Source organism: Ramlibacter sp. PS4R-6 (assembly GCF_037572775.1).
GTDB lineage: Bacteria > Pseudomonadota > Gammaproteobacteria > Burkholderiales > Burkholderiaceae_C > Ramlibacter.
Genome location: NZ_JBBHKA010000001.1, coordinates 2,149,023 through 2,169,705, shown reverse-complemented (window position 1 = coordinate 2,169,705; position 20,683 = coordinate 2,149,023). Strand labels below are relative to the sequence as shown.

The window sequence follows — 20,683 nt, the reverse complement described above, 5'->3', positions numbered from 1 at the left end:
TGGCTCCTGTTCTTGTGCCTCGGCTTGCCTCAGTACTCCACGGGCAGGGGATCGAGGGACCGCCAAATATACCAAGTCGCGACGCTGCAATACGGGTCCCAGGCGGCGGCCACCTCGCGGGCGTCGCTGCGGCTCACCGACTCGCCGGAGAAGTAGTTCTTGCTGATGCCGGTGATCAGGCCCACGTCGTCCAGCGGCAGGACGTTGGGCCGCATCAGGTGGAAGATGAGGAACATCTCCGCCGTCCAGCGGCCGATGCCGCGGATGCCCACGAGCTCCGCGATGATCTCCTCGTCGCTCATCGCCTTCCACGCGCCGACGTCGATCGCGCCCGAATCGAAGTGCAGCGCCAGGTCGACGAGGTACTCGATCTTGCGCGCCGACAGGCCCGCGGCCTGCATGTCGTCCACCTTCAGGCGCAGCACGTTGGCGGGCACCATGTTGCGCGGCAACTTGGCGAAGCGGTCCCACACCGTCTGCGCGGCCTTCACCGAGATCTGCTGGCCGACGATGCTGCGAGCGAGCGTGGTGAACGCGTCGCCGCGCGACTGCAGGCAGGCCTCGCCGAACTGCGGGATGAGGCGCTTCATCACGCGGTCCTTCTTCGCGAGGTAGCGGCACGCCTCCTCCCAGTAGTCAGGACGCGTGAAGACGACCTTGTCGTTCAAGTCGCGGACTCCCACGTGGTGCCGGTGGGGGAATCCTTGAGCACGACGCCTTGCGCGAGCAGGTCCTTGCGGATCGCATCGGCGCGCGCGAAGTCCTTCGCGGCCTTCGCCGCGGCGCGCTCCTCGATGAAGCGCTGGATGGTCGCATCGTCGAGCGTGGAGCCCGCGCGCAGGAAAGCCTTCGGGTCGCCCTGCAGCACGCCGAGCGTGCCGCCCAATGCCTTGAGCAGCCCCGCGTGCTGCGCCGACTTCGTGCGGTTCACTTCGGCGGCCAGGTCGAACAGCACCGCGACCGCTTCGGGCGTGCCGAAGTCGTTGTCCATCGCGGCCTTGAAGCGCGCGGCGAACGGGTCCTGCCAGTCGATCGCGGCATCGCGCGCCTCGACCAGGTCGAGCGCGGTGTACAGGCGGCGCAGGCTGGCGCGGGCATCGTCCAGGTGCTTGTCGCTCCAGCCGATCTCGGTGCGGTAGTGCCCGCGAACCATGAAGAAGCGCACGGTCTCGGCGTCGTACAGCCGGAGCACTTCGGGCAGCGAGAAGAAATTGCCCAGCGACTTCGACATCTTCTCGCCGTCGATGTTGAGGAAGCCGTTGTGCATCCACACGTTGGCCAGCGGCTTGCCGAAAGCGCCTTCGCTTTGCGCGACCTCGTTCTCGTGGTGCGGGAAGATAAGGTCCGTCCCGCCGCCATGGATGTCGATGGGCTGGCCGAGGATGCTGTGCGCCATCGCGGAGCACTCGATGTGCCAGCCCGGCCGGCCTTCGCCATAGGGGCTCTGCCACTTCGCATCGGCGGGCTCGGTGGGCTTGGAGCTCTTCCACAGCACGAAGTCGAGCGGGTCGTGCTTGTCGTCGGCCACCGCCACGCGCTCGCCCGCACGCAGCTGGTCCAGCGACTTGCCGGAGAGCTTGCCGTACCCCGGCAGCGCGCGGACGGCGAAGTTCACGTCGCCGCCCTCGGCGCGGTACGCGAGCTTCTTGCGCTCGAGCAGCTGCACGATCTCGACCATCTGCGGGATGAAGTCGGTGGCGCGCGGGTCGTGCGTCGGGCGCAGGATGCCGAGTGCGTCGTAGTCCTGGTACATCAGCGCCGTCATGCGCTCGGCCAGCGCACGCACCGTCTCGCCGTTCTCCACCGCGCGGCGGATCATCTTGTCGTCGATGTCGGTGATGTTGCGCACGAAGTCCACGGCGAGGCCGCTCGCCTCGAGCCAGCGGCGCACCACGTCGAACGCGACCGCGGAGCGCACGTTGCCGATGTGGGGGCGGTCGTAGACGGTGACGCCGCACACGTACATCCGCACACGGCCCGGCTCGATCGGCGAAAAGTCCTCCAGCTCACGCTTGAGCGTGTTGTAGATGCGCAAGGTCATGGGTGCGGGGAAAACGCGGGCCGCGCGCGAGGGGCGGCGGCTACAATGCGGCGCAGTATATAGCCCGGCTTCGGCGCTGTCAGACACACGACGTGACATCCATCCAGAGCGTGCAATCCGGCCGCATCGCGCGCGCCTTTTCAGTGGCGTTGCTCTGCTTCGCATCCTTCGCCGCGCGGGCCGACGACTACACCGACGTCAACCGCCTCGTGCAGGCCAGGCAGTACGACCAGGCGATGGCGAAGGCCGAGCAGTACCTCGCCGCCAAGCCGCGCGACCCGCAGATGCGCTTCCTCAAGGGGGTGATCCTCGCCGAGAGCGGCAAGCGCGCCGCCGCGATCGAGGCCTACCTGCAGCTCACCCAGGAATACCCCGAGCTGCCCGAGCCCTACAACAACCTCGCCGTGCTCTACGCGCAGCAGAACGACTACGACAAGGCCCGCGACGCGCTCGAAGGCGCGGTGCGCGCCAACCCCAACTACGCCACCGCGCACGAGAACCTCGGCGACGTCTATGCGCGCCTGGCGAGCCAGTCGTACGCGAAGGCGCAGCAGATCGACCCCGCCAACACGAGCGCGCCGCCCAAGCTCGCGCTGGTGCGCCAGCTGCTCGCGCCCAAGCGCTGATTTCCCTCTCCCCGAAAACGACCAGGAGTCATCGATGCAGATCACCCGCCGTGCCGCGGCCTTCGTCCTTTCCGCCAGCTTCGCCCTCGCCGGTGCGTCCGCGTTCGCGGCCGACAAGGCGCCGCGCGTGAAGTTCACGACGTCCATGGGCGAGTTCGTCGTCGAGGTCTATCCCGACAAGGCGCCGAAGACCGTCGACAACTTCCTCACGTACGTGAAGGCCAAGTTCTACGACGGCACCATCTTCCACCGCGTCATCGGCCACTTCATGATCCAAGGCGGCGGCTACCAGCAGGACTACCGCCCGAAGATCACGCGCCCGCCGGTCGCGCACGAAGGCGCCACGGGCGTGAAGAACGACGTCGGCACCATCGCAATGGCACGCACCGACAACCCGAACTCCGCCACGTCGCAGTTCTTCATCAACGTCGCCGACAACTCGCGTCTGGACCCGACGGGCCCCGCTACCGGCTACGTGGCTTTCGGCAAGGTCGTGAGCGGCATGGACGTGGTGAACAAGATCAAGGAAATCCCCACCGGCGCCGGCGGCCCCTTCCCCACCGACGTGCCGAAGACGCCCGTGGTCATCCAGTCCGCGACCCTCGTGCAATAAGGAGCATCCCATGGCGAACCCGAAAGTCGACCTGCACATCGCCAACCACGGCGTGATCACGATCGAGCTCGACGAGCAGAAAGCGCCCCTGAGCACGAAGAACTTCCTCGACTACGTGAAAGCCGGCCACTACGACCGCACCATCTTCCACCGCGTGATCGACGGCTTCATGATCCAGGGCGGCGGCTTCGAGCCCGGCATGACGCAGAAGAAGGCGAACGCGCCGGTGCAGAACGAGGCCACCAACGGCCTGAAGAACGACAAGTACACGGTGGCGATGGCGCGCACGTCCGACCCGCATTCGGCCACCGCGCAGTTCTTCATCAACGTCGCCGACAACGAGTTCCTCAACCACAAGTCGCCGACGCCGCAGGGGTGGGGCTACGCCGTCATCGGCAAGGTGGTCGCCGGCAAGGAAATCGTCGACAAGATCCGCGGCGTGAAGACCGGTCGCAAGGGCTTCCACGACGACGTGCCGCAGGAGGACGTCGTGATCGAGAAGGCCGTCGTCGCCTGACGATGGACCCCACGGCGCTGCCACGCATCGCGGAGCTGGCCGCGCCGGCGGCGTGGCAGAGCATCGAGTTCATCTCCGACCTGCACCTGCAGGCCTCCGAGCCGCGCACCTTCGATGCGTGGCGGCGCTTCATGGCGTCGTCGCGCGCCGACGCCCTCTTCATCCTGGGCGACCTGTTCGAGGTGTGGGTGGGCGACGACGTCGTCGACGAGCCGGGCTTTGCGGCGGATTGCGCGGCGGTCCTGCAGGCGGCCGCGAAGCGCCTGCCGGTGTTCGTGATGCACGGCAACCGCGACTTCCTCATGGGCGATGGCCTGATGCGCACGTGCGGCGCCACGCTGCTCGAGGACCCGACCGTCTTCACCTTCGGTGGCGCGCGCTGGCTCCTGACGCACGGCGACGCGCTGTGCGTGAGCGACACGAAGTACATGCAGTTCCGCGCGCAGGTGCGCGACGCCGCCTACCAGCGCGCCTTCCTCGCCAAGCCGCTGGCCGAGCGGCTGGCGATCGGCCGCGCCATGCGCGCCGAGAGCGAGTCGCGAAAGGGCGCCGGCCCGAGCCCCGACTACGGCACGGTGGACGACACGCTCGCGGCCCAGTGGCTGGAGGCCGCCGATGCGCGCACGATGATCCACGGCCACACGCACCAGCCGCGCGAGCACGACCTGGGCCGCGGCCTCACCCGCATCGTGCTGGCCGACTGGGACCTGGCCGCCACCCCGCCGCGCTGCGAGGTACTGCGTGTGGACGTGTGGGGCGCGCAGCGCGTCACCCTGGCCTGATGTTCGGCTGGCTGCGCAGGCGACCGGCGCGCCGCGAGATACCCGACGCGCTCTGGCAGTCCGCCCTCGCCCGCTGTCCCTTCCTGTCTGAACGCCCTGCCGCGGACGTCGCCAAGCTGCGGCAACTGGCCGGCGAGTTCCTCGCCCGGAAGGAATTCCACGGCGCACGCGGCTTCGTCATCACCGATGAAGTCGCCGTGGCCATCGCGGCGCAGGCGGTGCTGCCCGTGCTCCACCTCGGCCTGGACTGGTACGACGACTTCGTCGGCATCGTGGTGCACGCCGACGAAGTGGTCGCGCGGCGGTCGTCGATGGACGAGACCGGCGTGGTCCACGACTGGGAGGAAGTGATCGCAGGCGAGGCGATGGATCGCGGGCCGGTGATGCTGAGCTGGCATGACGTCTCGGGCGCCGGCGAACGCGCGCACGAAGGCTACAACGTGGTCATCCACGAGTTCGTCCACAAGATCGACATGCGCGACGGCGCCCCGGACGGCTGCCCGCCGCTGCCGACCGCCGCCGCGCGGCGCGCATGGCTCGAAGTCATGCAAAGGGAATACGAAGCCTTCCGCGAGAAGGTCATCGTCGCCGAGCGCTTCGGCGGCGACGAGACGTGGCTCGATCCCTACGGCGCGGAAGCCATCGACGAGTTCTTCGCCGTCGCGAGCGAGGCCTACTTCGTCGCGCCCGCGCGCTTCCGCGCGGAGCACGCCGCGCTGGCGCAACTCTTCGACGGCTTCTTCGGCGCGCGCTGAATCAGCGGCGCATCAGCACCTTCAGCGCGTTCTGCAGGCGGCGCGCGTTCGTCGCGTCGTAGGCGGTCGCGAGCACGCGCGCCGTGTCCTCGGCCCAGGTCTGCGCGGGCGACGGGTCGCTGCGGCGCGTGAGCAGCTGCAGCTGCATGGCGCGGCGCGCCTGCAATTGCTCGGCGGGCGTCGGGGTTTCCGCGGCGATTTCCAGCCGCAAGAGCGCTTCGGCGGCATCGCCGGACGGTGCGTTGCCCAGGACCTTGCCCCAGGCGGCGCGCGTGCCACCGGCGACCGCCTTGCCCAGCTCCTGCTGGCTGGGCAACTGCTCGGCCGAGCGCTGCTCCCACGCCGTCATCAATTGGGTCAGCGCTTCGCCGTGCGCCTGTGCCGCCAGCTTCTTCAGAGCGAACTGCGCGTGCTCCAGCGCTTCGCGCTGTGCGCGGAAGGCGGCATCGCCCAGGCGCGGGCCGCGGTCTTCGCGCTCGCCGCCGCGGCGGTCGCGGTCGCCGAAGCGCCCCGCCGGCGCACCCTTGCGGTCGCCGAACTTGCCGCCGCGCGCGGGCGCCGCGGGCTCGGTTTTCTTCATGCCGGGGCGATCGTCGCCGCGCATCGCGACGAGCGGGCGCGGCTTGGCCTTGGGAGGCGCGGGCTGCTGCTCCGCGGCCGGCGCTTCGCCTTCCGCGGATGCTTCGGGCGCCGGCACGGGCGCCGCCGCCTGTTCGGCATCGGCCGCGGCTGCGACGTCGGCGCGCGCCTGCGCCTGGCCCTTCAACGCGGCCTCCAGGCCGGCCATCGCGGTCTTGATCTTCTGTGCGTCGCCGGTGGCGTTCGCGGCCTCGAGGGCTTTGGACGCGTCCAGCACCATGCGGTCGCGCTCGCTCAGCTCGGCGGCCGCGCGATCGCGCTCCTGGCCCTTGCGCTGGAACGCCTCGTCGATGGGCTTGCGGAACGCGTCCCACAGCTTCTGTTCGTGGCGGCGGTCGAGCGGGACCTGCTGCGCTTCCGCCTGCCAGCGCTGCTGCAGCGACTTGACGGCGTCGATGCGCAGTTGCGGCGCGGCGCCGAGCACCTTCGCCTCTTCGATCATCGCGTCGCGGCGGCCGAGGCTTTCCTTCTGCATCGCCTCCAGCGGCGCGCGCGCGGCCTGCATCGCTTCCTTCCACTTGGCCTGCATGTCGGCGAAGAGCTTCTCGGGCAGGTGCCCGCCTTCGCGCCAGCGCATGTCGAACTGCTGCAGGATGCGCGCGAAACCCTTCCAGTCGCCGTCGAGCGCCGTCGTGTTCGCTTGCGCCCACGCCTTCACTTCGTCGATGAGCGCGACGCGCTGCGCCTTGTGCTCGGCCGACTCGGCCTTGACCTTGTCGAGCCATTCCTCGACGACCTTGTAGGCGGCGTTGCACGCTTCGTCGAAGCGGCGCCACAGGCCGTGGTTCGGCGGGCCGCCCTGGTCCACCTGCTTCCATTGCTCGCGCAAGGCGCGCAGCTGTTCCTGCATCTTGCGGCCGCCGAAGCGCGGCTTGGGCGGCTGTGGCTCCTGGCCTTCGACCGGTGCCGGCTTTTCGAACAGGTCTTCCGCCTTGGCGACGAGTTCCTGGCGCAGCTGGTCGGCGCGCCAGCGCTGCCAGCCTTCGAGTTCGCTCGCGGCGCCCAGCGCCGCATGCGCCTGGCTCTCGAGCGTGGCGTCGACGTGCCTGCCGTGCTCCTTCAGCGCGGCGCGCAGCGCGTTGGCGGCGCCGGCGCTGGCCTTGCCGTGGCCCTGCGCGATCTCCTGCTCGAGCTTGCCGAGCACTTCGCGCACGGCGGCATTGGCACGCTCGCGCACCTCGGGGTCCACCTTGGGCTTCGGCGGCTTGGCCGGCGCTTCGACTGCGACGCCGCGCGCGGCGCGCAATTCGTCGGCCCACACGGGCACGGGCGGCAGCGGCGCCGCAGGATCCTGCGCGGCGCCCTGCGCTTGCGCGACGGCGCCCTGGAAGGCATCCCACACGACCTGCAATTGCTGGCGCGAGGAGTCGAGCAAGGGCGGAAACTTGTTGTCGACGCTGGCCCAGTTGGCATCGGCCTGCAGCGCCTGCGCCTGCGCCTGCCACTCGGGCACGTCCTTGCTGAGCGCGTCGGCCGCGGCCACGGCGTCCTGCCAGGGCTTCGTCGACAGCACCTCGATGCGCTGCGCGAGCAGCACGGCCGCTTCGCGCTGCACCTGCACGCGGTGCTGCAGGTCCTCGATGCCCTTGACGCGGTCCGCTAGCTGCGCCTTCACCGTCGCCAGCGGTTCGCGGCTGAGGGGCGCGCCGGCCTTGGCGGCGTCGCGCTGCCACGCCAGCGCGTCGGCGATGTTCAGGCGCGGCTGCGCCAGAAGCGCCTGTGCCTTGTCGCTCCATTCGGTGGCGATGTGCTCCTGCGTGCGCGCCCGGCGCAGCTCGTCGAGCTTCTCGCGCAGCAGCTTCGCGGCGCCCTTGTCGCGGGCGGAGAGTTCGCGGAACACCTCCTGCATCTGCTCGGGGCTCGGGTTGGTCGCGAGCCAGTCGCGCACGCGTGAGCTGCGTTCGCCGGAAGTGGGTGCCGAGAAGGCGCCGCCCGTCAGTTCGTCGAGGGCGCGGGTGTCATTGTTCTTGAGGGTGGCCTGGGTCACGAGGAAATACCGTATGGACGCACGCGCGAAAACGCGCGGCAAATCGCTATTCTCGCCGGGATCGATGCCCAGCCGCAGCGGCACGCCGATGGAGCGCGCCAATATAAAAGCCCGGCCAGCCGCCATGGGCGCCTGCCGGGCTCGGCGGCTGACGAAGAGTCCTGCGCCGCCTTGGGTTCGCGATCAGGGAGGTTTCACGTCCCCGTTCGCGACGGAAGCAAGAGATTGCCTCCAAGTGGGGCCGGGGCTGCCTCCCGGACGGAAGGCCCTACCGGCTTTTGCCCGATCCCTCGGGCTCTGACAAGTTAGGGGAGCGGCGCCTTCTTTTCAAGGAACGCTTTTCAATGGCGGCACAAGGCGCGATTGGGCGCGCTGCATTGACAACGGCCGAACCCGTGTCTAGGTTGGGCTACCCAGTCCGGACGAATACTTAAGACTGGATACATGGGCCGGTCCGCCGTGCGCTCCTTATTTGATAGCAGCTCCGGAGGCCCGGCGCCCTGTCAGGCAGTTCCGACGCGGACTTGGGCGCTTTCCGGACAGGCGAAATTCCCGCCCGGGCGCCAAAATCCGGTTGTCACTGGTTATCCAGAGTATATAAACGTAACTCCATATTCTTGACCTGATATTTGGTAGGCCCCTAGAATTCGCCGTCCCCAGCAAAAGTACTAGGGACAACCCGAACCCGCTGCCGAACCCGGCTTGTGCGGAAGGTATCCGGCGAGAGCCCCGAGAACAAGGCCTCGCCCCTTCCGGCGGCGACCCAATCAAAACGAGGGACCGACCTGTGATGACCGCGAAAAGCGGCATTGCGGTGCGGCCCCGCGCGAGAGAGGAAGTGCTATGACAGCGTTAGGAAAGACGGTTCAGGGCATCCGGTGCTTCGCATCGGACGTGGCCCAGGGCTTCTTCGAAATCACGCACAACGGCTTTGCCCTCGTGGGCCTGGCCACGGTGTGCCTCGCGGCCACCTTGTTCGCCCGCCCCGACCTGAGGGACGCGGGAGAGACCCGCCTGCGCGACTGGCTCCATGCCCGCCAGGAGGCGGCCGTCGGCATGCCGATCCAGCTCGATGCCATCGAGCGGGCCACCGCCACCGACCCGCGCGGGCTGCCCAAGCAGCAAGCGGCCGTCGCCTACTGGCTGAGCAAGAAGTACCGGGTGGCCCCCGAGCCGCTCAGCGCGCTCGTGTCCGAGGCCTACGAGATCGGCGAGAAGGCCAAGCTGGACCCGACCCTGATCCTGGCGGTCATGGCGGTCGAATCCGGTTTCAACCCCTTCGCCCAGAGCCCGGTGGGCGCCCAGGGCCTGATGCAGGTCATGACCGGCGTGCACAAGGACAAGTACGAGAACTTCGGCGGCAAGCTGGCCGCCTTCGATCCGGTGACCAACCTGCGCGTGGGCGTGAAGGTGCTGCAGGAGTGCATCCAGCGCGCCGGCGGCATCGAGGCCGGCCTGAAGTTCTACGTCGGCGCCGCCCTGAGCGGCGAGGACGGCGGCTATGTGGAGAAGGTGCTGGCTGAACACGCCCGCCTGAAGCTCGTCGCCTCCGGCCGCCACGTGCCGCTGCCGCAACCGGCGCCGGTGCTGCGTACGGTGGCCCCGGCCGAGCCGGAGCAGCCCGTCGCCCCGCCGGCCGAGGAAAAGGTCGCCGTCGTCTCCTGAGGGGAAATCGCCGGTCCGGTACACTTTGCGGTGTACGCGACTGGCGATAGGCGCATCGTGCGCTGACGTGGAGCTCCACTGGGAAGCGTACCGCCGGCTCCGAGGCCGGTGATCCGCCGTGCGCCTGGGCAGCCAATCCATCCATCCAAGGACTGCCGCATGTTCCACCGCAACTTCCTCATCGAGCAAACCGACCCCGACGTCTGGGCCGCCATCCAGGCCGAAAACAAGCGCCAGGAAGACCACATCGAGCTGATCGCGAGCGAGAACTACGCGTCGCCCGCCGTGATGGCCGCGCAGGGCACCCAGCTCACGAACAAGTACGCCGAGGGATACCCCGGCAAGCGTTACTACGGCGGCTGCGAGAACGTCGACGTCGTCGAGCAGCTGGCCATCGACCGCATCAAGCAGATCTTCGGGGCGCAGGCCGCCAACGTGCAGCCGCACTCCGGCGCGCAGGCCAACGAAGCCGTCTTCATGGCTTTCCTCAAGCCGGGCGACACCATCATGGGCATGAGCCTGGCCGAAGGCGGCCACCTCACGCACGGCATGGCACTGAACATGAGCGGCAAGTGGTTCAACGTCGTCTCCTACGGCCTCGATGCGCAGGAAGCCATCGACTACGACGCCATGGAGCGCAAGGCGCATGAGTCCAAGCCCAAGCTGATCATCGCGGGCGCTTCCGCGTACGCGCTGCGCATCGACTTCGAGCGCTTCGCCAAGGTGGCGAAGGACGTCGGCGCCGTCTTCATGGTGGACATGGCACATTACGCGGGCCTGATCGCCGCAGGCGTGTACCCCAACCCGGTGCCGCACGCCGACGTCGTCACTTCCACGACGCACAAGAGCCTGCGCGGGCCGCGCGGCGGCTTCATCCTGATGAAGTCCGAACACGAGAAGGCGATCAACAGCGCCATCTTCCCCGGCCTGCAGGGCGGGCCGCTGATGCACGTGATCGCGGCCAAGGCCGTGGCGTTCAAGGAAGCGATGCAGCCCGAATTCAAGACCTACCAGCAGCAGGTCGCGAAGAACGCGCAGGTCGTGGCGCAGACGCTGACCGAGCGCGGCCTGCGCATCGTGAGCGGCCGCACCGAAAGCCACGTGATGCTGGTGGACCTGCGTCCCAAGGGCATCACCGGCAAGGAAGCCGAGGCGGTGCTGGGCCAGGCGCACATGACGATCAACAAGAACGCGATCCCCAACGACCCGCAAAAGCCGATGGTGACGAGCGGCGTCCGCCTGGGCACGCCCGCGCTGACGACGCGCGGCTTCAAGGAAAACGAGGCGCGCATGACGGCCAACCTCGTGGCCGACGTGCTGGACAACCCGCACGACGAGGCGAACATCGCCAAGGTGCGCGAGAAGGTCGCCGCGCTCACGCGCGAGTTCCCGGTCTACAAGTAAGGCGATGCGATGAAGTGCCCCTTCTGCGGCAGCACCGACACCCAGGTGGTGGAGACGCGTGTCGCGGAAGACGGCGACTTCATCCGGCGGCGCCGCCAGTGCGCGGGGTGCGAGAAGCGCTTCACCACCTACGAGCGGCCCGACGTCACCTTCCCCGCGATCGTCAAGAAGGACGGCCGGCGGATCGATTTCGAGCGCGACAAGCTGCGCGCCTCGATGAACCTGGCGCTGCGCAAGCGCCCGGTCAGCACCGAGCAGATCGACGGCGCCGTGGAGCGCATCGAGGAGAAGCTGCTGAACCTCGGCGCCCGTGAAGTCCCCAGCTCGCGCATCGGCGAACTCGTCATGCGCGAACTCAAGAAGCTCGACAAGGTGGCGTACGTGCGTTTCGCCAGCGTCTACCGCAGCTTCGAGGACATCGACGACTTCAAGACGCTGGTGGACGAAGTCCGCCGCTAGGCGCAGGCCGCGTGGCGTTCGCTGCGCAGCTGCGGCGACTTCCCGGCTTCCAGGGTCACGCGCGTGCCCTCCGTGCGTTCGAAAGTCTGGCGGCAGATGGTGAGCGCGCTCGTCGGCGTTGCAGCCCCCACCAAGGTCGCGGCACCCGTGGGACCGAAAGCGACCGCGTGAACGAGGTTGAAACTCCCGACGGTGCGCAAGGTGGCCGCGAAGGGCCGCTCGCGCACGAAGATCTTCTCGCCCCGCCCGCGCACCCCGTTGCCGTCGGCATCGTCGAACGCGATCCAGCCTTGCGACCAGGGACCGGCGGCCGTACACCGCTCGCCGTCCGCCGACTTGCACAGCACCACTCGGCTGGCGCGGCGGATGGCTTCGGTGCGCGCGAGCTTCAGGTCGGCCGCGAACCCGAAGGAAGCGGCTGACACCTGCACGGACTCGAGCATGGCGTTCAGGTGGGCCGGGACGGGCGTGGCCTGGAATGCGCACGCGAGGGCAACTGCGGCGAGGAGCTTTTTCATGGCGAACCCGTCAGGCGCACTGGGCGACCCAGGCCTTCTGCACGCGCGGCCGGCCGGAGGCGTTGATCACGATGTTGCGGGCTTCGCCGCCGCGCAGCGACGGGTGGCACAGCGTGATGGTGCCCGCCTGGAACGCGCCGGACACGAGCTTGGTTTCGCCGCTCGGCAGGTAGGAGATGTACTTCGCGACGTTCAGGTTGCCCGACAGGCGCAGGTCCTTCGGCAGGGCCTGCATGCGCGAGATGACTTCCTCGCTCCCGTCGCGCAGCCCGTTGTTGTTGGCGTCGTGGAAGACGATCCAGCCCTGCTCCCACCCGCCCGTCGCCGAGCACGAAACGCCGTCCATGGACTTGCACACCACGGCGCGGGAGTTGCGCTTGACGGCTTCGCTGCGCGCCAGCAGGAAGCCGGAAAACAAGTCGTTCGTCGCGGTCGTCAACTTGACCGAGCGGATCATCCCGGTGAACGCCGGCAAGCCGGCGCCCAGCAAGATGCTCGCGACCGCGAGCACCGCCATCAGTTCCACCAGGGTAAAGCCGGGCGCGTGGCGCCGGCCGCGGAGGGGGTTGGGTTGGTGCGTGTTCATGGCTGGGAACGATAGGGGTCACCCCATCGTTCCCGCGCCGAACTGTTCAGGCGATTTCCTGCGAAGGATTTCGCACCGGCCGGCTAAACCGGCCGGGCGCCGACGCTATTTCTTGTACCAGTAGGTGCGCTTCAGGTTCTTCGGGACCGCGTTGACCGGCGGGCTGTTCTCCAGCGAGGAGCAGGACGTGCACACCGCTGCGCACCCGATGCAGAACTTCTCCTCCGTGGTTTCCGAAGGGTTGTTCGGGTTGTTGGTGGAAACCGTGATCAGGCCCGCCACCGGGCTGGGCGGGAGGCCGCCGCCCACGATCAGGTTGGTGGTGGTCGTCGCCAGGAAGGGGCTCACCGCGTAGGCCTTGGCCTCGCCCAGGTTGGCCTTGCACTGCCCGTCGGGATCGACCGGCCGGTTGGTCGCGAAGAACACCATCCCGTTCGTCGCGAGCGGCGCGTTCACGCCCTTCTCGCCCACCGCGAAGTTGATGTAGAAGCCGTTCGGGTACGTGGTCGCGGTCGTGCCGCTGTAAGGCGTGCTGGTCGAGTTGGCCATGGTGCCCAGCGTCACGTTGCTCGTGACCGGCGTGCCGGGAACGGACCCCAGGTCGTTGATCATGAAGAAACGGTCGGACACGCCGTAGGAGGTACCGGCAGCCGTGTTCTTCAACGGGTGTTCGCGGTCGCCGGAGGGGATCGACACCGCGTCGTACGCGCCACTCTGGCCCGACTGGCCGATCGACAGCACCGACGGCGGGAAGAAGAACTTGCGCGGGGCCTTGCCGTCGGAACACGACGGCGCCGGCGCGGCGCCGTCATCGCAGCCCAGGCTCGCGAGCTTCGTGACGGTCCAGTCCGCCGAGTCGGCCGCGGCGATGTCGGCGCGCCAGACGTTGCCGCCCGTGTCGCCGAAGTAGAGCCGCTCGGTGAAGCCGTCGCCGTCGCGGTCGACGAACGCGATGTCCGAAGGGATGGCGAACTTCATGCCCGGCACGTTGCGGCAGGTCGCCGAGGTCGTGCAGGTGGAGTTCGCGCTCCACACGAGCGAGCCGTCGCTGGCCTTGATGATGTAGATGCCCCGGCCCATGGTGTTCGTCGCCGGGGGTTCGCTGTCCTGCGCGGGGTCGTAGCCGGCGCCGAAGATGATCACCGGGTTGGCCGTGCCCAGGCCGCTCTTGGCGAGGATGGTCGCGCGCGGGCGGGACCAGCTCTGCCCCATTTCCTCGAAGCCGGTGTCGGCGCTGCTCCTCTTCCACATCACGCTGGGGGACGCCGGCTGGCTGACGTCCAAGCCGTACATGAAGCGGCCGCCACGGCGCATCGACAGGAAGATGTACGCCGTCGAGATGGTGCCGGAGCCGTCGCTGTTCAGGCGCTGGTAGGAAGACGTCTGGCCGTCGACGAAATAGTCCTTGGCCTGCGCCGACGGCAGGATCGTCGACGGGAACTTGATTTCCGGCGTGTTCAGCCGCAGGCGGCTGTACAGGCCGTAGTGCTCGGGCAGGACCAGGCCCCAGATTTCGCCGCCGGGCGCCACGCCGTTGATGTTGCCGGTCAGCTGGTTGCCGTTGACCGCGCGGAACACGCCGTCGTTCGCGCCGTAATAGACGACGATCCCGCGCGCGGCGTCGCCGTAGTTGATCACCATCGGTCGCGAATGCAGCACGTCGCCGTGGATCGACGGCCGGACCGTGATGGTCCCGCCGGGGCCGTTTTCGCCGCCGTAGTTGTCATAGCCGCGAATCCACCGGATCATGGTGTCGCGGTCCGGCGGCGTCGAGCCGCTGTAGACCTTGATCGTGCCGGTCGCGGTCACGGCCGGCGTCTGTGTCACCGTGCGCATCAGCGTGCAGGTGCCGCCGATCGTCGAGCAGGCACTGCTCGTCGTCCACGTCCCGAGGTATTCGGCTTCCGTGGACAGCGTCGACGCCGAGCTGACGGTGACCTGCTGGCCGGACGTGAAGCTGCCCGCCGTGAGCGTCGCCGTTGCCGTGGCGTTCGCGCCGCTGCGCGTGATGCCTCCGGCGCCGATCGTCGCCGCGCTGGTGCCGGAAATGCCCACCGTCGCCGACGTGGCGGTGATGGGCGTCGAGGGCGATGTCGTGATCGGGTACGTGAACTCCGTGCAGCCCGACGTCGTGCAGGTGATCGTGACGTTGCTGGTGTTGGTGACGTACGCGGTCTCGTTGGGCTGCGTCCCGGAAGCCTTAGTGATGTTGACGATCTTGGTGTCGCCGATGGCCGCCCCGAACCAGCCGGAAGGCAGGCCCGTGGCCTTCGCCGTCGTGGCGGTGGTGGTGGTGCGCCCCAGCGTCGCGATCGTCTTGTTCGTGCTGTCCACCCCAATCGTCGCCGTCACGCCGCCCTGGTTTTTCAGGTTGGTGGGACCCCCGGTCAACGAGAAGGTCTTCGCGGCGGCGTTCGCCGCCGACACGGTGAACGTACCCGGGTACTTGCTGCCGTTGCCGTCGCTGGCGTTGCTGACGACCACCGTCTGCCCCACGTGGAGGTTGTGGGTGGTGCTCGTCGTGCCGTCGATGTTCCCCTGCGAGGGGTTCGTCAGGGACGCGTTCGAGATCGACGGATAGGCCGACGTGCTCACCTGGGCCTGGTAGACGTTCTGCGCCGTGGCCGTCGGCGTGATCGTGACGTTGAACGTCAGCGTCGAGCCGCTCGCGGTGACAGGAACCGCGGTGATGTCGTAGTCCGACGGGTTCGAACCCGTGATCTTCAGCGTCTGGGCGGTCGTGAATCCGTGGGCGGCCGAGGTCGTCACGGTCAGCGTCTCGGTGTTCACCGCGCCGCCGTTGGTGCTTCGGCTCATGGCCGAAATGTTCACGGATCCGCTCGCCGCCGAGGAAACCGAGTAGGTCGCCGTCGAAGGCGTCGTCGGGTAGTCGGGCAGCCCGGTGATCGTGAATGTCGTCGCACTCGAAGGCGCGCTGATCACCTGCGTCACGTTGTAATCCGACTGCGAAGCGCCGCTGATCGAGACCTGCGTCGTCCCCGCGGTGAAGCCGTGGTTGCCGCTGGTGGTCACCAGCGCGGTCGTGCCCGTCCGCACGATCGATGCGACGTTGAGCGTGGACGAGGTGCCGAAAGCCGCCGACGAAATGTCGACGTTCGACGTCGAGAAGATGTTCGACGAGTGGGTAAGGGACGCGTTGCAGGTTGACCCCGTGGGGCAGTAGGTGTACAGGCGCCGCGGGTTCGACGTGGTCTGGGCGTTCGCCGTGTAGTCGGCGGTCAGCGCCTCCCACCGCAGCTGCTGGCCGACGCCGCCCTTCTCGACGACCTCGCCGTCGGGGTTGTCGTACGCGCTGACGAGCGTGCCCTGCGAAGCCGTCGCGTTCTTCCAGAAGCCGCCCGCCGAGTCGGGCAAAGTGCTCGTGTCCTTGTTCTTCGTCCAGAAGCTCACCGCCGTCGGCGAGATGAAGCCGGTGGTCGGGTTGATGGCGGGCTGGTCCTTCGAGTCACCCTGAACGAGCGCGCCGGAGGCGTTCTTGACCAGGTGGTACTGCTTCAGGTTGCCGAGCCAGCGCGGGTTGCCGGTGGCGTCGGGGCGGAACATGCCCAGGTAGATCTGGTTCAGGTAGCTGCCGTCGGCGTTCACGGACACCGGGAGGCTGGCCGAGGAGAACACGCTGTTGACCGCCTGCACTTCGTTGAGGATGGTTTCCAGCGCCGTCGTGATCTCGGTGGCATTGCCCGTGCGGAAGTACTTGCCGCCGCCGTACTTCGCCATGGTCGTCAGCAGCGCGGGGTAGTCGCCCTTGCAGGCGTTCGACGGGTCGAGCACGCCGATGGTGTAGGTCGTGATGTTCTGGATGCCCTGCATCGTGTCGGTGCCGCCATCCTGCTGGTACATGTAGCGGGCCCATTCATCCGCCCAGTTCTCCGACCAGTCGCTGGTGTTGGTCGACGGCACCATGACCGTCTGCGGCGACGCGTACAGTGCCGAAGTCGGCGCATTGCACGTCGGCCCGCTGAACACGACGTTCTCGGATATCTTCGTCTTCTGCGCGGTGCTGGCGCCGACGTACGCCGTGCCCAGCCCGTAACTGTCGGAATACGGAGAAGTGTTGCCGTCGCCCGGCGTGCCCGAGTTGCCGAAGGCATTGCCGATGAAGACGATGAAGTTCTTCTGGCAGCCCGAGGCGAGGACGGAAGTGCCGCCGTAGTCCTTGCCCGACTGGCCGATCTTGCCGTTGTAGTAGGCCCAGGCCTCCTGCATCATGCCGCCGGTGTGGCTGGTGCTGGCCTTGGCGTTGAAGACCGTCGACGAGCTCTGGCCGCTGACGTCCCAGGCCTTGATGAAGTTGATCAGGTTGGCCTTGTTGGCGGCATTCATCAGCGTCAGCTTGCGCACGAGGCAGCCGCCTGCGCCGCTGGGGCAGGTCTCGTGGAACGCGACGTCGCTCGTGCTGCGCACGTCGTTCGCGTAGTTGTTGCTGTTGGTGGTCATGATGCCGATGTTCACGGAGCCGTTCGGCAGCGCGTTGATGGCATCGACCAGGGCGCAGATCTCGATCCCCGCCGCCTTGCCGTTGGGGATCGGCGAGCCGCCCGTGCCGAACGTGCACGAGGACGCATCGGCGGAGAAGGAGGCGGCCGTGTCGATCACGAGCAGCACGTTCGGCACGCCGTTGGTCCCGCCGTCCGACACGTAGATGTCCGTGTCGTCCGCGCGCAGGCCGGAGGAATACCCCATCAGCACGAACGCGAGCAGCACGAAGATGTAATTGAGCTTTTTCATTGAGGACTCCACTGCGAGCGCCATGCGCTCAGGGACACGCCACTTCCGAACTCACCCGCAGGGAAACGCCCTGCACCATGGTCATGCTGTTGCCGGCCGTGTCGGCGGTCACCGCGGCACTGATTTCCCAGGTCTGGTCCTTGCATTCGGTCGGCTGCGGGATGCACTTGCCGTCCTTGTCGAAAATGCATTCCTGGTCGATGTTCCCGTAGCAGGCGCGGTCTTCCGCCTTGTCCTTGTTGAGCTGCGTGCTGACCACGTTGTTGCTCAGCGTGCAGGACGGCTTGGACACGTTGATCTTGTAGGTCGCGCCGCCGGTGGAAATCTGCAGCGCGGGCTGCGCCGTGACGCTGTCCACCTTGGTCGCCGCCTTCATCAGTTCCACCGTCTGCTCCAGCGCAACCTGCGTGGCGGCCTCGGCCTCCGCCTGCGTCTGGGCATTGCCCGCGATCTTCAGGTTGATGTTGCCGAAGCGGATCGCCGAGACGACCAGCAGCGTCAGCACGATCAGCATGATCAGGCTCACGACGAGCGTGATGCCGGCTTGTCGGTTGCGCGATTCCATCAGGTCCCCCTGCCGCTCGGGTTGATGAGGCGGATGGACTGGATGAACAGGTGGCGTCTGTAGCCCTCGTCACCCGACGGCGCCGATGCCGCGCCGGCCGTCCCCATCACATAGGTCTTCGTGTCGGTGAAACCCGGCGCCTTTTCGGTCCCGCGCGCGACCAGGTAGATCTTCATGCTCTTCACGTCGGCCCAGTTCGCGAAGGTGAGCGCCGAGCCGTCGACGTCGGCGGCAGCCGGCTTGTCTGTGTCGGTGTAGCGGTTGAAGTCGAACTGCATGTTCTCGATGCCTTCGGCGATCGTGATCGGTGACTGCATCGCCGGGGCGTTGCTCGTCACGCCCAGGTCCACGCGCTTGAGCGTGGGGATCGGGTTGCCGTTGTCGCCGTCCGTGCAGCTGTTGGAGACCTCCACGCTGCACTTCGCGATGTAGTAGATGTGGACCACGAGCTTGCGCGGCGTGGCGCCCGTCGTCTTGTCCTTGCGCACCTTCGCGAACGTCGTCGAGTCGGTGGACCCGTCGGCGGTGGCCAGCGCCCAGCCCAGTGCCGTGCCCGAGCTGTTCAGGCCAGTCTGCAGGTAGACCTGGCCCACCTTCAGCTTGCTCCAGTCGACGCACGGCGAGTACGGGGCGGTGCAGCCCGATGTCTTCTCCACCGCGCTGGTGTCCGGGTCGACGTGGCGCACCACCAGGATGTCGGTGCCGGGCTTGTGGTTCTTCACGCACACGGCCAGGTTCGTCGGGAGCGTCACCGGCGCGTTGTAGCCCTGCACGTGCAGCGCGGTGCCCTCCTGGAGGTTGCCCGCGCCCGCGATCGTCGTCGAGCAGGGGTCGGGCATTGCGGTGGCGGTGCCGGGCGCCGCCGACAGCTCGCCCCAGTACCCGGCCATCATGAGGTCCTCGGCCATCGTCTGGACGGCGTACCGGCCGTTCTCCAGCATCTTGCCCGCGCGGTCCAGCTCGGCGCGGTTGGCGCTCTGGTTGGCGATGAGCGTCGCGATCGCGGCCACGAGGATCATGCCCAGCACGATCGCGATCATGAATTCGATGAGCGTCAGGCCGCGCATGGCCCGGCGGCCGCGCGTTGCAAGGGTGGGGAGTCGGGTGCCCATGGCCATCAGCTCAGTTGGACCTTGACGCTCACCGCGCGGCGGGCGCCGTCGTCGGTGCCGTACTGGCCGGTCGCGCAGGCGACGCCGGCGGGCGGCGCGAGCGTCGCCGCGGAACCCTGCCACGCCACGCTCACCTGGTAGAGGTTGCTCGACGGGTCCTTCGTGATGCAGCCGCGCGCACCGAGGATCGCGCCGACCGAACTGCCGCCCGAGATTTCCGCGCTGCCCAGGAGCTGGTCGCGCCATTCGGTGAGGTCCAGCACCATGCGGTCCTTCTGCTCGGCGGTGACGCCGGTGACGACGCACGTGGTCGCCGCGGGGACCGTGGTGGCGTTGGTGCCGATGAAGCTTGCCAGCACGTAGCAGCTGGCCACGGACTTGTTCGTGGCCATGCGCGACGCCATGTCCTGCACCAGCATCAGCGCCTGCACGCGCTGGTACGACTCCAGCTGCGCGCGCTGGCTCTGGATCATCACGCCGACCAGGCCGAGCAGGCCGAACATCAGGATCAGCAGCGAGACGAGGACCTCGATCATGGTCGCGCCGGCCTGGGCGCGGGACGAAGGCGGCCGTTGACGGGGCTTCATGGGCAGTTTCCTGAAGACGGGATGCCGGAGGAGTCGACCTTCACGCAGCGCGTGGAGGTCGCGTTCGTCGCGGCGAACTTGAAGCAGCTGCCGCCGACGGGGCGGCCCGAGTTGGCGAAAGCGACGCTGGCCACCGTGCCCGCGGTGCTGCACGCGGAGTCCGTGTAAGTCGCCACGGAGATGTTCCCGACCGGCTCCTGCTGGTGCAGCGTGATCGTCGAGGAGGTGACCGTCCAGCCGTTGGCCCAGGCATCGCTCGACGACGGGGTGACCGTGACGGTGCCGTTGCGCTTGATGGCCTCGCTGCGCGCGATGAGCATCGCGCTCATCAGCTCGAACGCCGCGGATTTCACGCGCTGCCCGGCGACGAATTTCTGGAAGGCGGGCACGCCCAGGCCCATCATGATCCCCAGGATCGTCATCACGACGAGCAGTTCGACCATGGTGAAGCCACGCTCGCGGCGCGAGGCCGCGAGCGCAGGGCGGGGCGATGGCGCCATTTCCGTCATTTCCAGCACTTGGGGACTCCGCCCGTGCCCGTGACGCCCTTGGTGCCCGCGTTGTTGTACGTCAGGCTGCCGCACGACGCGTCCTTCGTCGCCTGCGCGCTGCCCGCGAGGGGCGCGGCCGTGACGGTCCAGGTCGGCGGCGTGGCCGTGTTGTCGGCGGTGACGGTGACCTTGTAGTTCGAACTGACCTCGCTGGGAACCGTCATGTTGACCGCCGACCATTCCGCCGTCGTCCCGTTCGGGATGGAGAAATAGCTGCGGGCGTTGAGCATGGACTGCTCCTGGCGGTTCGCGACGGTGACGATGAAGCTTTGCGCCGCCGAGCGCTTGCCGTGGACGATGTGCGACGTGTACGCGGGATAGGCCACCGCGGCCAGGATGCCGATGATCGCCACGGTGACCATCAGCTCGATGAGCGTGAAACCTGCTTGTACGTTCTTCTTCATGGGATCTCCTCCGGCGCGCCAGGCGGGCCGAGGCTGAACCATATCCGAAGGGTTCCCGGCCCCCGCCCCCGCCCCGACGCCCGGTTGCTTTGCGGGGGCGAACGGTCGGGGGATACCGCACAA

The 20,683-nt window shown here is 68.0% G+C and carries 19 protein-coding genes and 1 riboswitch; of the genes, 8 read left to right on the top strand and 11 right to left on the bottom strand.

Features of this window, described 5'->3' with window-relative positions:
• Positions 1-29: 29 nt before the first annotated feature.
• Positions 30-668, bottom strand: coding sequence for a DNA-3-methyladenine glycosylase family protein (locus WG903_RS10750; protein WP_340075115.1), 639 nt, complete (start codon positions 666-668; stop codon positions 30-32).
• On the bottom strand, positions 665-2,041 hold the full coding sequence (cysS, locus tag WG903_RS10745) for a cysteine--tRNA ligase (RefSeq protein ID WP_340075114.1): 1,377 nt from the start codon (positions 2,039-2,041) through the stop codon (positions 665-667). Before cysS ends, WG903_RS10750 begins: the two co-directional genes overlap by 4 nt.
• Positions 2,042-2,133: 92 nt before the next feature.
• Here cysS and WG903_RS10740 point away from each other — a divergent pair, with 92 nt between their 5' ends.
• The 5 genes from WG903_RS10740 to WG903_RS10720 are packed head-to-tail and all read left to right on the top strand — an operon-like array spanning position 2,134 to position 5,334.
• Positions 2,134-2,667 carry a tetratricopeptide repeat protein gene (locus WG903_RS10740; RefSeq protein ID WP_340075112.1) on the top strand — a complete coding sequence of 178 codons (534 nt, stop codon included), beginning with the start codon at positions 2,134-2,136 and terminating at the stop codon, positions 2,665-2,667.
• A 34-nt stretch (positions 2,668-2,701) separates the two neighbouring features.
• Positions 2,702-3,280: a peptidylprolyl isomerase gene (locus WG903_RS10735; RefSeq protein ID WP_340075110.1), complete on the top strand. Its 579-nt coding sequence runs from the start codon at positions 2,702-2,704 to the stop codon at positions 3,278-3,280.
• 10 nt (positions 3,281-3,290) lie between these two features.
• Complete coding sequence (locus tag WG903_RS10730; protein ID WP_340075108.1) at positions 3,291-3,797, top strand: peptidylprolyl isomerase; 507 nt, start codon at positions 3,291-3,293, stop codon at positions 3,795-3,797.
• Between the two features lie 2 nt (positions 3,798-3,799).
• Positions 3,800-4,579, top strand: coding sequence for a UDP-2,3-diacylglucosamine diphosphatase (locus WG903_RS10725; RefSeq protein ID WP_340075106.1), 780 nt, complete (start codon positions 3,800-3,802; stop codon positions 4,577-4,579).
• Positions 4,579-5,334, top strand: a complete 756-nt coding sequence (locus WG903_RS10720; protein ID WP_340075104.1) for a M90 family metallopeptidase — start codon at positions 4,579-4,581, stop codon at positions 5,332-5,334. Before WG903_RS10725 ends, WG903_RS10720 begins: the two co-directional genes overlap by 1 nt.
• A gap of 1 nt (position 5,335) precedes the next feature.
• Here the strand turns inward: WG903_RS10720 and WG903_RS10715 are convergent, their stop codons facing one another.
• Entirely contained in the window at positions 5,336-7,960 is a 2,625-nt protein-coding gene (locus tag WG903_RS10715; RefSeq protein ID WP_340075102.1) for a DUF349 domain-containing protein, read from the bottom strand.
• An 843-nt stretch (positions 7,961-8,803) separates the two neighbouring features.
• Between WG903_RS10715 and WG903_RS10710 the strand changes: the two genes are divergently transcribed.
• The 3 genes from WG903_RS10710 to nrdR all read left to right on the top strand — a co-directional run bounded on the left by WG903_RS10710 (position 8,804) and on the right by nrdR (position 11,488).
• On the top strand, positions 8,804-9,625 hold the full coding sequence (locus WG903_RS10710) for a lytic transglycosylase domain-containing protein (protein ID WP_340075100.1): 822 nt from the start codon (positions 8,804-8,806) through the stop codon (positions 9,623-9,625).
• Positions 9,626-9,651: 26 nt separating this feature from the next.
• Positions 9,652-9,762, top strand: a riboswitch (ZMP/ZTP riboswitch).
• 22 nt (positions 9,763-9,784) lie between these two features.
• Positions 9,785-11,029 carry a serine hydroxymethyltransferase gene (gene glyA / locus WG903_RS10705; protein ID WP_340075098.1) on the top strand — a complete coding sequence of 415 codons (1,245 nt, stop codon included), beginning with the start codon at positions 9,785-9,787 and terminating at the stop codon, positions 11,027-11,029.
• Positions 11,030-11,038: 9 nt separating this feature from the next.
• Positions 11,039-11,488, top strand: coding sequence for a transcriptional regulator NrdR (nrdR, locus tag WG903_RS10700; protein ID WP_340075096.1), 450 nt, complete (start codon positions 11,039-11,041; stop codon positions 11,486-11,488).
• Here nrdR and WG903_RS10695 read toward each other — a convergent pair.
• The 8 genes from WG903_RS10695 to WG903_RS10660 form a co-directional block, all read right to left on the bottom strand.
• The gene (locus tag WG903_RS10695; RefSeq protein ID WP_340075094.1) at positions 11,485-12,006 is read right to left on the bottom strand and encodes a GspH/FimT family protein; all 522 of its coding nucleotides are present in this window, start codon (positions 12,004-12,006) and stop codon (positions 11,485-11,487) included. The two genes, nrdR and WG903_RS10695, sit on opposite strands and share 4 nt — an antisense overlap.
• 10 nt (positions 12,007-12,016) lie before the next feature.
• A complete protein-coding gene (locus tag WG903_RS10690; protein ID WP_340075092.1) occupies positions 12,017-12,592 on the bottom strand; it encodes a GspH/FimT family pseudopilin in 576 nt (191 codons plus the stop codon).
• Between the two features lie 105 nt (positions 12,593-12,697).
• A complete protein-coding gene (locus tag WG903_RS10685) occupies positions 12,698-17,341 on the bottom strand; it encodes a hypothetical protein (protein WP_340075090.1) in 4,644 nt (1,547 codons plus the stop codon).
• Positions 17,342-17,369: 28 nt separating this feature from the next.
• On the bottom strand, positions 17,370-17,906 hold the full coding sequence (locus WG903_RS10680) for a pilus assembly PilX family protein (protein ID WP_340075088.1): 537 nt from the start codon (positions 17,904-17,906) through the stop codon (positions 17,370-17,372).
• Entirely contained in the window at positions 17,906-19,018 is a 1,113-nt protein-coding gene (locus tag WG903_RS10675) for a PilW family protein (protein ID WP_340075086.1), read from the bottom strand. The genes WG903_RS10680 and WG903_RS10675 overlap by 1 nt, the downstream gene beginning before the upstream one ends.
• A 5-nt stretch (positions 19,019-19,023) precedes the next feature.
• Positions 19,024-19,605 (bottom strand): type IV pilus modification protein PilV, encoded by a 582-nt coding sequence (gene pilV, locus WG903_RS10670; RefSeq protein ID WP_340075084.1) that lies wholly within the window; start codon positions 19,603-19,605, stop codon positions 19,024-19,026.
• Positions 19,602-20,105 carry a GspH/FimT family pseudopilin gene (locus WG903_RS10665; protein ID WP_340075083.1) on the bottom strand — a complete coding sequence of 168 codons (504 nt, stop codon included), beginning with the start codon at positions 20,103-20,105 and terminating at the stop codon, positions 19,602-19,604. The genes pilV and WG903_RS10665 overlap by 4 nt, the downstream gene beginning before the upstream one ends.
• Before the next feature lie 5 nt (positions 20,106-20,110).
• The gene (locus tag WG903_RS10660; RefSeq protein WP_340075081.1) at positions 20,111-20,560 is read right to left on the bottom strand and encodes a type IV pilin protein; all 450 of its coding nucleotides are present in this window, start codon (positions 20,558-20,560) and stop codon (positions 20,111-20,113) included.
• Positions 20,561-20,683 lie beyond the last annotated feature (123 nt).

Excerpts from the sequence above, each read along its gene's own strand:
- cysS (WP_340075114.1), bottom strand. The coding sequence starts at position 2,041 with ATGACCTTGCGCATCTACAACACGCTCAAGCGTGAGCTGGAGGACTTT.
- WG903_RS10735 (WP_340075110.1), top strand. The coding sequence starts at position 2,702 with ATGCAGATCACCCGCCGTGCCGCGGCCTTCGTCCTTTCCGCCAGCTTC.
- WG903_RS10730 (WP_340075108.1), top strand. The coding sequence starts at position 3,291 with ATGGCGAACCCGAAAGTCGACCTGCACATCGCCAACCACGGCGTGATC.
- WG903_RS10725 (WP_340075106.1), top strand. The coding sequence starts at position 3,800 with ATGGACCCCACGGCGCTGCCACGCATCGCGGAGCTGGCCGCGCCGGCG.
- WG903_RS10720 (WP_340075104.1), top strand. The coding sequence starts at position 4,579 with ATGTTCGGCTGGCTGCGCAGGCGACCGGCGCGCCGCGAGATACCCGAC.
- WG903_RS10710 (WP_340075100.1), top strand. The coding sequence starts at position 8,804 with ATGACAGCGTTAGGAAAGACGGTTCAGGGCATCCGGTGCTTCGCATCG.
- glyA (WP_340075098.1), top strand. The coding sequence starts at position 9,785 with ATGTTCCACCGCAACTTCCTCATCGAGCAAACCGACCCCGACGTCTGG.
- nrdR (WP_340075096.1), top strand. The coding sequence starts at position 11,039 with ATGAAGTGCCCCTTCTGCGGCAGCACCGACACCCAGGTGGTGGAGACG.
- WG903_RS10695 (WP_340075094.1), bottom strand. The coding sequence starts at position 12,006 with ATGAAAAAGCTCCTCGCCGCAGTTGCCCTCGCGTGCGCATTCCAGGCC.
- WG903_RS10690 (WP_340075092.1), bottom strand. The coding sequence starts at position 12,592 with ATGAACACGCACCAACCCAACCCCCTCCGCGGCCGGCGCCACGCGCCC.
- WG903_RS10685 (WP_340075090.1), bottom strand. The coding sequence starts at position 17,341 with ATGAAAAAGCTCAATTACATCTTCGTGCTGCTCGCGTTCGTGCTGATG.
- WG903_RS10680 (WP_340075088.1), bottom strand. The coding sequence starts at position 17,906 with ATGGAATCGCGCAACCGACAAGCCGGCATCACGCTCGTCGTGAGCCTG.
- WG903_RS10675 (WP_340075086.1), bottom strand. The coding sequence starts at position 19,018 with ATGGGCACCCGACTCCCCACCCTTGCAACGCGCGGCCGCCGGGCCATG.
- pilV (WP_340075084.1), bottom strand. The coding sequence starts at position 19,605 with ATGAAGCCCCGTCAACGGCCGCCTTCGTCCCGCGCCCAGGCCGGCGCG.
- WG903_RS10665 (WP_340075083.1), bottom strand. The coding sequence starts at position 20,105 with ATGGCGCCATCGCCCCGCCCTGCGCTCGCGGCCTCGCGCCGCGAGCGT.
- WG903_RS10660 (WP_340075081.1), bottom strand. The coding sequence starts at position 20,560 with ATGAAGAAGAACGTACAAGCAGGTTTCACGCTCATCGAGCTGATGGTC.